This is a genomic window from Pararhizobium arenae (assembly GCF_001931685.1).
GTDB lineage: Bacteria > Pseudomonadota > Alphaproteobacteria > Rhizobiales > Rhizobiaceae > Pararhizobium > Pararhizobium arenae.
The window spans coordinates 1-11,902 of sequence record NZ_MOOY01000021.1 but is presented as its reverse complement, the minus strand read 5'-3'; the positions used below and the strand labels follow the sequence as shown (position 1 = coordinate 11,902).

The following is an 11,902-nucleotide window of genomic DNA, read 5'->3' as shown; positions in this document are numbered from 1 at the left end:
CGTCGTGGCGCTCCCGTGTAGAACCTGGCCCATAGTGCCTCCTTCCATTCGTGTGAGAAGATTGCACCATCAAAGCCTGGGATCAAACATCTAATAGCCTTACTGCTAAAGAGGTGTGGTATGGCCGAGAAGGAACTATCGAGGGCCTCTTACGAGACTGGATTAAATGGCAGTCATCAATTGACCGTAAAACCTTTGACCAATTCAAGTCTGTATTGAAAAGATTGTCACCCGAGGACCTTGGCTCTCTAACACCAGGCGATCCAGTTCGGATACCCGACGAGCCGCGAGATATACCTACCATACGGCATCGCTACGGCATTGTTCCTGTAACTCATGCGTCCTCAGGTGTTCAACGTGTGCTGTTACTCGCGTATCTAGTTATATGGTCTTGGCAAGAGCATGAACTTGCCGCGAAACAAATTGGCGAGCCACCTCTTCGTCGGATGATGGTGATCGTAGACGAGCTTGAAGCCCATCTACATCCAAAATGGCAGCGAATTGTTCTACCAGCGTTGATGAGTGTCGGCGATCTACTCAGCAGCGATCTCGCGCTCCAAATGATAGCTGCAACCCATTCCCCAATGATCTTGGCGTCAATGGAGGCAAGTTTCGATAGCTCGATTGACCTTCTTTACCATCTCTATGGTGCCGGGCCCACAATCAAACTGGAGGAAATTCCATTTGTGAAATACGGCGACGCGTCTGGTTGGCTGACTTCTCCTCTGTTTGGGCTTCGACACGCGCGTTCGCGAGAAGCAGAGGAAACGATCGAAAAAGCCAAAGCCTTACAGCTAGAAGACGAGCCGAGCGCGGAAGCAGTCGCAGCAATTTCCGAACGCCTCAGGTCCCAGTTGGCAAACGATGACAAGTTTTGGCCTCGATGGCTTTACTTTGCAGAGCAGCATGGTGTGAAAATATGATTGGAGTTGCTCCCAAGCACGAGTATCCAGGTTTCGATAACGACGTAAGAAAGCGGGGCGCTGCCTTTTTGGCTGCATGTCCGAAGCCGACTTCGAAACAATTCAAGCGGTTTAACTTCTGGAGTAGTGCGCTCCGTGAGTTGCATGAGGCTTATTCCGGCGTATGCGCTTACACGGCTATGTATCTACCAGACCGCGGCACTGTTGATCATTTCATTCCGAAAGCAGGAGAAAATGGACAGCCCGAGTTAGCTTACGAGTGGAGCAATTTTCGCTTAGCTGGCGGAAAGGTTAACACCTCAAAAGGCGACTTGATCGATATCGTAGATCCGTTCGAAGTACAGGAAAACTGGTTCTTCATGCAGATTCCAGCTTGTCTGCTTCGAGCCAACCCTGGACTTGATAAAGAATTAAAGCGAAAGATCGCGAACACCATAAATATTTTGCGACTGAACCAAGATGACAATTACGTTCAGGAGAGGTGCAACATCCTTATCGACTACGCGAAGAACGACGTATCGCTGAATTTTCTCGAGCGCCGCTACCCGTTTCTCGCAAAGGAAATTCACAGGCAGGGCCTTAGCCAAGAGAAGCTCAGGGAGTTGCTGAGTGTTTAGAGGACAGAGCTGGCTCGGGAAATCTGCACAGCTAGGATAAGTGGAATTTCTGCCTGACTTTGGCATAGATGCCGGGAACAGGAGATACCATGACGAAACGACCGCGCCGGAACCATAGCCCGGCTTTCAAGGCGAAGGTGGCGCTTGCCGCGATCAGAGGCGAACAGACGCTGGTGGAACTATCCCAGCAGTTCGACGTGCACGCCAATCAGATCAAGCAGTGGAAAGACCAGCTCCTTGAGGGGGCGACGGGCGTTTTCGGCGATGAAGCCAAGACAGACCTTCTGCATCGAAGCAGTCGAGGAAGCGCTGGCCCATTATGGCAAACCCGACATATTCAATACGGACAGTCATATGATTGATGCCAGTTCTCGGGTGGTTTGACTCAAATACCGATCGACCATTCTCTGGGTTGGTGCCGTATGGCTTCCCGGTATGATTTGACCCTCATTCCGATCGACCCGATATGTGTCTTTCCCTGGACCTGTCGATCATCCGGGAACGCCTGCGGTGAGGCCTTGCCTCGAAGGTGCTGCTGTGACCCAAGAAGGGCATGACCATCCGGTCCCATGACTGTCCTGTCCCTGCATCATTCCGGGCAAAAAACGTTCACCTGCCGCAGGAAAGGATAATCGGATGGCTGAACACCCAGCAGAAACTCACGTCATTGGTGGCGTCGATACACACAAGGAATTGCATGTCGCGGCTGTCGTTGATCATCGCGACCGTGTTCTCGGTACCGAGACCTTCCCGACAACCCGACACGGCTATCGCTTGATGCTGGCCTGGATGAACTCCTTCGGGGATCTGCAGCGCGTCGGAATCGAATGCTCCGGCAGCTACGGTGCAGGGTTGCTGCGTTACATGCAGGCAGCGGGCATCGAGATTCTGGAAGTTACCGCACCTGACAAACTGGACCGTCGCAGGCGCGGCAAGAATGACGACTTCGACGCAGAAAGCGCGGCCCATGCTGCCTTTGCCAAAAGGCACACCGTGACGCCGCGCACGCGAGACGGCATGGTGGAAAGTCTTCGCGTGCTGAGGGCATGCCGCAAAACCGCTGTTCAAGCGCGCCGCATTGCCCTGCAGATGATCCAGATGACCATCGTTTGTGCACCAGACAAGATCCGAGATCCCCTGCGCAGCATGACGCGGATGCAACTGATCCGCACCCTCGCGTCTTGGCGCCCCGATCTCACTGCCTATCGCCAGGTCGAGGAAGCTTACCGTATATCTCTCAAATCCCTGGGGCGGCGTTATCTCGAACTGCATGACGAGATCGCTGACCTGGACGACATGATCGAGGCCATCGTCAAGGATCTCGCGCCCGAACTGCTTGCTCAAGCCGCGATCGGTCTGAACAGCGCAGCGCAGTTGCTGCTGACGGCTGGCGACAACCCCGAACGGCTGAGGTCCGAAGCGAGCTTCGCAGCATTGTGCGGCGTCAGCCCAGTGCCGGCTTCATCAGGGAAAACGGTTCGGCACAGGTTGAATCGGGGCGGTGATCGCGCGGCGAATAGCGCCATCCACATCATCGCTATCGGGCGACTTCGATTGGACGCTCACACGCAGGACTACGTCGCCCGGCGCATCGCAGCGGGAAACTCGAAGCTGGAGGCAATCCGCTGCCTTAAACGCTACATTGCCCGCGAAGTCTTCGGCATCATTATGCGACGGCACAGGGAGATCAGCCAAAGCCAGATCGCCGCTTGACTCTTAGAAGGGCGTCCAGGGGTCGCAGTTCACTTCCGTCGACTTCACTGATGTGCTGAAGAAGGCGGAGATCGCCATCTCGATGGACGGCAAGGGCGCGTGGCGGGACAATGTCTTCGTCGAGCGGCTCTGGCGGTCGATCAAATATGAGGAGGTCTATCTCCATGCCTACAAGACCGTGCCCGAGGCGCGCTGGCATCAGCCGCTATCTGAGCTTCTACAATACCCGACGCCCACATCCATCCCTTGACCGGCAAACGCCGGATCAGGCTTACTTCAATGCGCTGACGCCAATGAAGGCCGCAGCACAATCGAGGCGGAAATCCACTTAGCGAAACGCCCAAAACTGTTCAGACAAACCGAGCCACCTCTCTTGGCGGGTTCAATGGCGGGAAGGCGAATCTGACTTCGAGGAGAGGCTCCTGGTCGCCTACCGCTTTCCCAGGTCGGCGCCTCGCGTGAGCTGTTTTGTGAATTGGGCCGCGCATTGCTTCAGAAAGCTTGGGATGCCGAAGGTCTGTGAAGTCAGTAGCGGCGTCGAAGATCGCCTCTTCAGAAGTTCCCCCTGGCAATAAAATTGGCCAAATTGTCGCCTTTTTCGCCGCCAACTTGTTGATGGTCGGAAGGGGTCCCGGCATGAGAGGAATTCGCGAGGTTGCTGTTCGGCGGTGTATTCCATAGATGTGTCCCACTCCAGGCCTATATCTTTCGTAACGATTGCATGATCAAATCAAACGAAGTATCGGCCTGTCCGAACAGAGGTGAAAGGTGCCAAAGGTCAATCCATTGATCCTGCGTTGGGCACGCGAGACCGCGGGGTTCAGTGTAGAAGATGCTGCCGACAAGCTCGGTATCGGCGATGCACGCGGTGTTGCGGGCAGCGATCGCCTTGCCATGCTTGAAGACGGCCAGGTTGAGCCGACCCGTCCGCAGTTGATCAAAATGTCCACACAATACCGGCGCCCGCTGCTCACCTTCTATCTTGCCGAACCGCCAGCAACCGCGGCGCGCGGCCAGGATTTCCGAACCCTTCCCGAGGAATACGCGCAACGCGATGCAGCGCTGGTAGATACGCTGTTGCGCGAAGTTCGCGCTCGTCAGGAAATGGTGCGCTCATTGCTCGAGAGCGAGGAAGAGGCCGAGCCACTCGATTTCGTGGCATCTTATGACATTCGCCGTGGAGCGGAAGGTCTGGCCACGGTGATCAGCGAGCGTCTGAGTTTCAGCCTCCACTCTTTTCGATCCGGCAACGGTCGAGGCAGTTCCAAAGGTTTTGCCTATCTGCGCGAACGCGCAGAGGCCGCGGGGATTTTCGTGCTGTTGATCGGCAATCTGGGAAGTCACCACAGCGCTCTCGACGTCGAGCTGTTCAGAGGTTTTGCGCTTTCCGACAAGGTCGCGCCGTTCGTGGTGATCAACGACCAGGACAGCGAGCAGGCTTGGTCGTTCACTTTGCTGCACGAACTTGCCCATATCTGGCTCGGCCAGACAGGTGTGAGCGGCGGCCGGCCGACATTGGCTATCGAAACCTTCTGCAATGACGTGGCGGGGCGTATTTTGCTGCCTTCGGCCGAGATCGCCGGCGAGGTCGCGTTGCGCGGAGCGCGCCAGGACGTCGTGATTGCGCGTATCGGCGAAATCGCGGAGCTACGACAGATCAGCCATTCGATGGTCGCCTACAAGCTTTACCGCGAAGGGATCATCGACCAAGCCATGTGGTCGTCTGTGACGGCTGTCTTCCGGCAGCAGTGGTTGAACAATAAGGCAGCTCAAAGAGCACGCGCGCGTGAAAACGAGGGTGGGCCGAGCTACTATCTTGTTCGTCGCCACAGGCTTGGCAATCGCCTTTTGAGCCTTTCGAAACGAATGCTTGCAGACGGAGCCCTGTCGCCCTCCAAGGCGGCGGCGATCCTCGGCGTGAAGCCGAACAACGTCTTCTCGCTGACTGACGGCGTGGCTTAAGGGGGCGGCGTGCATCTTCTCGACGCGAACGTCCTCATTACAGCGCATAATCTTTACTACCCGATTCAGCGCGTTCCGGAATTCTGGGACTGGCTCGTCCATATGGGCGAGACCGGCGCGTTGAAAATCCCGGTCGAGATCCTCGAGGAGATCACCGAAGGTTCGGAACTGGGGCAATGGTTGAATGAGGGGGACAATTATGATGCCCTCAAGCTGGATCAGGATGTCGAACCGGCTCTCGTTCAGACCGTCATCGAAAAATATGCGCCCGACCTCAACGACGCCGAGATTATCGAGGTCGGTCGCGATCCATTCCTGATTGCCCATGCCCTGGCACATCGCGCCGACCGGATCGTCGTGACGGTCGAGGCGTCCAAGCCGAGTACCAAACGGGCAAATCGCAGGATACCGGATGTCTGCAACGATCTCGAAGTCCGCTGGTGCAACAGCTTCCAAATGCTGACGGATTTGAATTTCAGGACCGGCTGGCGCTCGCAGCTCTGATCGCAAATAAGAGGAGATATCCGGCCATTCGCGATCGTTTGTCGGATCTCAAAGGAAGTGTCATAGAGTCAGCTAGTTGACCATCTGGGGATAGTGGCCGTAAGTCCGATTCCTTTCAAGACCATCTGTAGAGCGCTGCGAGGGAATCAAAGAGAACCGCTTTCTTCACACTTGATTATCTGACAGGCTTTCCGGACAGTTCTATATTCCAGCGCGAACCGGCGCATCTACGATGAGAGGAATACGGTCGTTTTCCTACCGCGCTGGATCGGGTAGCTCGCCTTCCGCCTCGATCGTATATCAATAGTGAAAGCGTCGCGAGAGCACTTGCTGCTGCGGGGTTGCCCTATCGGGAGTAGGTGATATGTTCGAGGAAGTTGGCTCCGATAGTGTGCTGGCCTGTTCCACGCCGCAACATGAGTGTCGTCCGTGCCAAATTTTAAGGTCGATCCGACTATCTTGCCAGCATATGAGCCGTCCAGAATGGCTGCGGTCCGACGTTATGACGTGCTTGACACGCCGCCTGATGGAATGTTCGACAGCATCACAGCTCTTGCGGCGAGACGGTGCAAAGTGCCGATTGCTATCATCAGTACCGTTGACAACGACCGCATCTGGTTCAAATCGCACCATGGTCTCTCGGTGGAGCAGATAGACCGGGAGCCTGGGCTCTGTGCATCCGCGATCCTAGCAGATGATCCGTATATTCTGGAAAACGCCGTGACCGACATGCGCTCGCTGGCGAACCCGCTGGTGGCGGGCGACTTTGGCTTGAAGTTCTACGCGGCAGTGCCACTCCGAACACATGATGGTTTCAATCTCGGCACTCTTTGCATCCTCGACAAGGAGGTGCGGACGATTGACCAGGAACAGATCGCCGATCTCAAGGATCTCGCCTCGATCGTCATGGATCAGCTAGAGCTTCGGCTTTCGGCACGCCGGGCGGTCGCCACGGCCGAAATGCTGGCGAAAGAAATCGATCACAGAGTCATGAATAGTCTACAATTCGTGTCCACCATGCTGACGATGCAGGGAAGATCACCTGACGCCGCACCGGCGGCCGACGCCCTCCGGGACGCCGCGAACCGGGTGGGTGCAGTTGCCCGTGTCCATCGCCATTCGTACGCCAAAGAGCACGGCGAAGACGTGTCTTCAGCAATGTATCTCGGTCGCCTGTGTGAAGACCTGTCCGGTATCGTCGGGAGGCCGGTTCAAGTGAGCGCAGATGACATTGCAATTCCGCTTGCCGCACTGCAGCCAATCGGTCTCATTGTCAACGAACTCGTGACAAATGCCGCCAAGCACGGAGAGGGCACAATCACCGTCACCTATTTTGAACGGAACGGAGAGATAGAACTGGCAGTTTCGGACGAAGGCTCCGGCCTGCCGGATGATTTCGATGTCTCGCGAGCGCGCGGGCTGGGTATGAAGGTCGTCAGTTCGCTTGCGACGCAACTTCAAGGTCGGTTTGATGTTCAGCCAAGATCGGCGGACAGGGCTGCTCGTTTGGCCGTATTCTTCCCCACACCGTCATCGAGCTCCTGATCATTGCCGAAGCCATTGGACCAGGAGAAACGCGTTCTTGCTTCCGTCCTCCGGTTTCTTCCATGGCACTCACTAACGCTGCAGTAGCCGATCAACGCAGGCCCATTTGGCGCCGCAGAACCCTGTCGAGAAAGCGATCGGGGATGAAGTTGACCATGCGAGGCATTACGGCGGCATCGCGACCCACCGTGTAGCGGCCAAGCCTTCCACGCCGCTGCCACCCAGGGGGCGGCGTACCTCACGCGTCAGCGCGGCGCGTCTCGATATCGATGAAACGGCCGAGGGAGCCATTGATGCACATCCGTCCGGCGCTCTCCTGAGCTTCGGCAAAGGCCGTTGGTCCCATTGATCGGTTCGCATCTTGCATTCTGATCCGCGTGCCGGAACGATTTCCCGCCGCTGTGCTAGTAGCGTCTTCGTTACGGCGACTGGCCCGCATATTCGGCCCGCTTTTCGCTACAGCAAGGCGATTTCGACCGAGACGGTCATCGAATTGAACGCATCTGCAGGTCCGATAAACCCACCGGAGATCGGCGCTGACTGCGCGATATTTCTGACAACTGCGACAGGGATCAGGTTTGCCCCGCCCATGCTCCGATTTGTCGGATCGAATGTGATCCATCCCGCACCCGGGAGATAGACATCGGTCCAGGCATGGGTCGATCCGCTATCGTGGGAGCCGATGAGTATCTGCCCGGGATTGTAGAGATAGCCGGAGACGATCCGCGCTCCGAACCGAAGCACTCTGGCCGCTTCGGCAAACAGCACCGCGAAATCCCGGCAAGTACCGGAGCGCAGGCCAAGCGTCTCGAGGGGCGACTGAGTGCCTTCCTCCTCGCGGGTCCGATATGCGATGCCGTTCGACACGCCGGCGCTGAGATCTTTCAGAAGTGAAAGCGTGTCGGTCGATCCGCTCATGACGAAGGCGCCGACCCATGCAAGAAACTCGCCGGACGGGTCGGGGTACTGAACATTCCTCAATGCTCCGAGATCTTTCAATTCCTCGCCATCGTACTGGAAGGGGTAGGTGGCTGCGGAAAAAGAGATATCGAACACTGGCCACGCCGCAGACCGCAGGTCCACTTCTGCAAGACTGATGATTTCCAATCGATCAGTTGCCTCTGCGAAGGTCGCTGTTGCGATTGCGTTGCCGAACACGTCGGTGGCCCAGGTTAATCCCGCGCTCGGTGTCGCCTGGATCTCATGGCTTGCCAGCAGAAGGTCCTGCCCTTCGCGAGGCCGAAGGATCAGCCGGTGAGGGCTGAGTGCCACTGGATAGCGATAGTGATATGTCGTGCTGTGCCGGACGGAGAGTTTCGTCATTTAATCCACCTTGGCGGAGGGGCTCGGGCGACTGCGGGGCTGAGTCCAATTGCCGACTGGCTCCATACCCCGCGTCAGTCATCGCTCATCGATCGAAGATGGATCTCGACCTCGCTCCGCTGCTTGTCGTCCATGGGTTCAACATGCTTCCTCCAAAATTCGGAGGCTTCGGCAGGCTCGTCATCCCACTGCCGGGTGCTGACGATGTTGTCATCGACCTTAGCCCGCCGGCGTCCGCCAAGACGAAGATATTCTTCCGCAATCTTAAGAGATGGTGTCTTCTCCCCGTCAGTGGCCTTCGATTGATTCTCGCCGCCTTCGTTATCCAGCATCGCAAAGAGCGCCTCGCGTTCTGGGCCGAATGTTTGCTGTCTCAGAAACCCGTCAACCGAGGTTCTGGTTTCGTGGCCGCCTGAGGGCGCGTTGCCCCGGTGAAGCACGAAGGGCTGTCGGGTTATCGCATCGGTCCCGAGAAACCAACGATCACCATTTGAGCTCGCAGCGAATTCGCGCAGATCGTTCATTTAGCGTCCTCTCTTCGAAAACCGTTCAGCTCAGTAATAACCCTGGTTGGGCATAGAAGTTGCGGAGGCCTCCGTCTTGGCGCCGGGCTGCTTGGCTTTCGGTCGTATCTGCCCTCTATGGAAGCGTCTCCGCCTCCTGAAGGGAGATCAGTCGTTTTGAGGTCTCGTCCCAGAGGATGAGTTTGACGCACGCAAGGCTCTTGCTCAGACTGATGCGCCCCAACTCAGCAAGCTCGGGATAGTCCTTCAAGACTTCCGGCAGTCGGTAGAACGGCACCTTACTGGAAAGGTGGTGCACATGATGCATGCCGATATTGCCGGTGATCCATCTCAGCGGCCGCGGCAAGTCATAGTGTGAAGCACCATGCATGGCAGCATGTGGAAAAACCCATTCCGGCGGCTTCGACCAGTGGGTCTCCTCGAACTGATGCTGCACATAGAATAACCAGACGCCGGCCGAACCTGCGAGCAGGACGATCGGCAAGTGGATCAAAAGGAAGGGCACCAGGCCGACAGCCCAAATCAGGAGGGCAGCCAACAACGCAACAACGGCGTTTGTGAGCATCGTCGAGAGCCAGGGGAGGGCGCCCGCTCGCATCATCCCGAAAGGAAGACGCTGCTTGAACAAGAATAGGAAAGCAGGACCGATACCGAACATCACCACGGGATGTCGATACAGACGATAGCCGAGTTTCCCACGGAAACTGAGGGCACGATATTCGGCCACGGTTAGCGTGGTGATGTCGCCAACGCCGCGCTCGTCTAGGTTCCCGGCAGAGGCGTGGTGCTCAGCGTGTGCCCGGCGCCAGTAATCATAGGGCGTCAGTGTCAGCACGCCGATAGCACGACCCGTCCAGTCGTCCCACTGGCGCTTTCCGAACAACGATCCATGCCCGCAGTCATGCTGCAACATGAAAAGCCGCAGCAGGAACCCGGCCGCCGGAATGACCAGGATCAAGCCGATCCAGTAGCCGAAGTGGATGGCAAGCCAGGCTCCACTCCACAGGAGCAGGAAGGGGACGAGCGTCACCGCAAGCTCATAGAAACTTCGGCGGATCGTTGGAGTCCTGTATCCGGACAGGATTTTGAGCCAGGCTTTTTCTGAAACGCCGCCAGGAGAGTCAGCGGTAAGTGATGCGGTCATATCTGGTCGGTGTCTTTCTGTTCTGCGGCGGCTCGAAAGAAATGCTCAGCTTGCTGGAAGTTATTTTCCGCGCCGATACGGTCGCCCGCCGAGATCTTCAGTTCTGCGAACTGAAGATGCTGCTTGTATCGATCGATCGAGCGCTGTCTTGTGGGCAGTTCGACGCCTTTTGGTTTCGTGATGCGTCTGGAGGTCATAAATATTGCTGCGAATTCGCAGATCCTATCGGGCTGACTGCGTCTTACGGCGTAATGAGTGAAATCGATGAGAGGTGGGGCGGGTTTTGATAGTCGCTCGCAATGCAAATTCCAGAGGATGAGCGAAAGCGACATCCACTCTGGCTACGTACCGCAACATTGTGTTCACTTAACGTCGCCCGGCGATCAGCGGTCAATTCCTTAAAGGACTGATTGCAAAGAGTTGCGATCCTCTAGGTTACGAAGGCGTGGAGTCATGGCGTTGTAAGCTTGCCTGCCATTGTGACAGGCGCCCCGAAGCAGCCCTTGGCAGTCGGTATTGGTCGTGGTCAGATGTGTTCCCTGATCATAGGAGGAACGCTGTGCCCAAGGTCGATATCAAAGCTATTCCGGTGCAGAAAGGGACAGGTTATCCGCCCGAATTCGCCATCGCGAGTGCCGAAAGATTGCGCCATCGTCTCGGGGATGCTGGCGGATTGCTGGATTTTGGCGTCAATCTGACGTGCCTGCCGCCTGGCAATTGGTCAAGCCAGCGCCACTGGCATTCTCACGAGGATGAGTTTGTTTACCTCATCGCGGGTGAACTCACACTTGTCGAGGACTCGGGCGAAACGGTGCTTTGTCCGGGTGATTGCGCGGCCTTTCCTAAGGGCACCGGCAATGGCCACCACATGATCAACAAGTCGAACGAAGTGGCGACCTATCTGGAGATCGGGTCGTGTCATCGAGATGATCTGATAACCTGTTCCGATGAATGAACAGCTGTGAGCCTCTTTGTCTGCGCCTAGCTCTGGAACCAGAACTTTCGATATGAACCAGGCATTTCCGGAGCGCTTTGATGCCACGCGCCGTCAACTCCGCCGGCGCTGGTCGGACGATTTTGAAGCGCCGGCGGTGGCAGAGGCACTCGAGCCTAGCTCGAACATCTCAGCGATCGCACGTCGACTCGATATCCACCCGTCACAACTGTTTTGCTGGCATCGCGCCGCCCTGGGCTCAAGGGAACATAGCGTCGAGCCGTCATAGGCAGTTACGCCATCTGCCGACGACGCGATAATCGAAGTTAAAATTGGAGTTATCGTCGTGCGCGTCCCGCCGATGTGGATGAAGCGCATCGTCACCGCGTGATCTAGGCGGTTCGCTCGGCATGATCCCCGGCGGCAATCACGAGCTTGGCGCCTTGGCAAGCGAAGCCCTCAGCCGTGGCTTGGCCGATCCCACTAGCCGCTCCGGTGATCACCACCACGTTCGCTTTGCTCTGTATTGCGGTCTCCAATTCCGTCATCAAAGAATTTGATGTTTAGACCGTGCCCGCTGAGACGATCCTGCATAATTGCGGCCATCGTATTCAGGAAAGGTAAGCGCGAGGTTCCATGCACATTGACGTATGCGGCATCACCGGATCGGCCTCGTTTGCGAAGCGATATCCGGGTCTATCAATTGGCTGAGA

General features: G+C 56.7%; 12 protein-coding genes and 3 pseudogenes. 10 read left to right on the top strand and 5 right to left on the bottom strand.

Going from position 1 to position 11,902, the window contains the following annotated elements:
- The first annotated feature begins 113 nt into the window (after positions 1-113).
- The 8 genes and pseudogenes from BLX89_RS23490 to BLX89_RS23450 all read left to right on the top strand — a co-directional run bounded on the left by BLX89_RS23490 (position 114) and on the right by BLX89_RS23450 (position 7,264).
- A complete protein-coding gene (locus BLX89_RS23490) occupies positions 114-923 on the top strand; it encodes an AAA family ATPase (RefSeq protein ID WP_280950604.1) in 810 nt (269 codons plus the stop codon).
- Positions 920-1,540: an HNH endonuclease family protein gene (locus tag BLX89_RS23485; RefSeq protein WP_075293363.1), complete on the top strand. Its 621-nt coding sequence runs from the start codon at positions 920-922 to the stop codon at positions 1,538-1,540. The genes BLX89_RS23490 and BLX89_RS23485 overlap by 4 nt, the downstream gene beginning before the upstream one ends.
- Positions 1,541-1,629: 89 nt before the next feature.
- Positions 1,630-1,815, top strand: a pseudogene (locus BLX89_RS23480) (transposase); the annotation flags it as partial.
- 361 nt (positions 1,816-2,176) lie between these two features.
- Entirely contained in the window at positions 2,177-3,253 is a 1,077-nt protein-coding gene (locus tag BLX89_RS23475; RefSeq protein ID WP_075293361.1) for an IS110 family RNA-guided transposase, read from the top strand.
- Between the two features lie 16 nt (positions 3,254-3,269).
- Positions 3,270-3,585, top strand: a pseudogene (locus BLX89_RS24505) (transposase); the annotation flags it as partial.
- Positions 3,586-4,021: 436 nt separating this feature from the next.
- Entirely contained in the window at positions 4,022-5,215 is a 1,194-nt protein-coding gene (locus tag BLX89_RS23460) for an XRE family transcriptional regulator (protein WP_075293359.1), read from the top strand.
- Between the two features lie 9 nt (positions 5,216-5,224).
- Positions 5,225-5,719 carry a DUF4411 family protein gene (locus BLX89_RS23455; RefSeq protein WP_075293358.1) on the top strand — a complete coding sequence of 165 codons (495 nt, stop codon included), beginning with the start codon at positions 5,225-5,227 and terminating at the stop codon, positions 5,717-5,719.
- A 483-nt stretch (positions 5,720-6,202) separates the two neighbouring features.
- Positions 6,203-7,264, top strand: a complete 1,062-nt coding sequence (locus BLX89_RS23450; RefSeq protein ID WP_075293357.1) for a sensor histidine kinase — start codon at positions 6,203-6,205, stop codon at positions 7,262-7,264.
- 456 nt (positions 7,265-7,720) lie between these two features.
- Here the strand turns inward: BLX89_RS23450 and BLX89_RS23445 are convergent, their stop codons facing one another.
- The 4 genes from BLX89_RS23445 to BLX89_RS24740 form a co-directional block, all read right to left on the bottom strand.
- Positions 7,721-8,587: a transglutaminase family protein gene (locus tag BLX89_RS23445; RefSeq protein ID WP_075293356.1), complete on the bottom strand. Its 867-nt coding sequence runs from the start codon at positions 8,585-8,587 to the stop codon at positions 7,721-7,723.
- Positions 8,588-8,661: 74 nt separating this feature from the next.
- Entirely contained in the window at positions 8,662-9,111 is a 450-nt protein-coding gene (locus BLX89_RS25265) for a hypothetical protein (RefSeq protein ID WP_245292919.1), read from the bottom strand.
- 115 nt (positions 9,112-9,226) lie between these two features.
- Positions 9,227-10,255 (bottom strand): fatty acid desaturase, encoded by a 1,029-nt coding sequence (locus BLX89_RS23435; RefSeq protein WP_075293355.1) that lies wholly within the window; start codon positions 10,253-10,255, stop codon positions 9,227-9,229.
- Positions 10,252-10,452, bottom strand: a complete 201-nt coding sequence (locus tag BLX89_RS24740; RefSeq protein ID WP_075293354.1) for a DUF4167 domain-containing protein — start codon at positions 10,450-10,452, stop codon at positions 10,252-10,254. Before BLX89_RS24740 ends, BLX89_RS23435 begins: the two co-directional genes overlap by 4 nt.
- A 362-nt stretch (positions 10,453-10,814) precedes the next feature.
- Between BLX89_RS24740 and BLX89_RS23425 the strand changes: the two genes are divergently transcribed.
- Both BLX89_RS23425 and BLX89_RS25575 read left to right on the top strand, forming a co-directional pair.
- Positions 10,815-11,210, top strand: coding sequence for a cupin domain-containing protein (locus tag BLX89_RS23425; protein WP_075293353.1), 396 nt, complete (start codon positions 10,815-10,817; stop codon positions 11,208-11,210).
- Positions 11,211-11,262: 52 nt separating this feature from the next.
- Positions 11,263-11,478 (top strand): transposase, encoded by a 216-nt coding sequence (locus BLX89_RS25575; protein WP_075293352.1) that lies wholly within the window; start codon positions 11,263-11,265, stop codon positions 11,476-11,478.
- 118 nt (positions 11,479-11,596) lie between these two features.
- Here the strand turns inward: BLX89_RS25575 and BLX89_RS23415 are convergent.
- Positions 11,597-11,737, bottom strand: a pseudogene (locus tag BLX89_RS23415) (SDR family NAD(P)-dependent oxidoreductase); the annotation flags it as partial.
- Positions 11,738-11,902 lie beyond the last annotated feature (165 nt).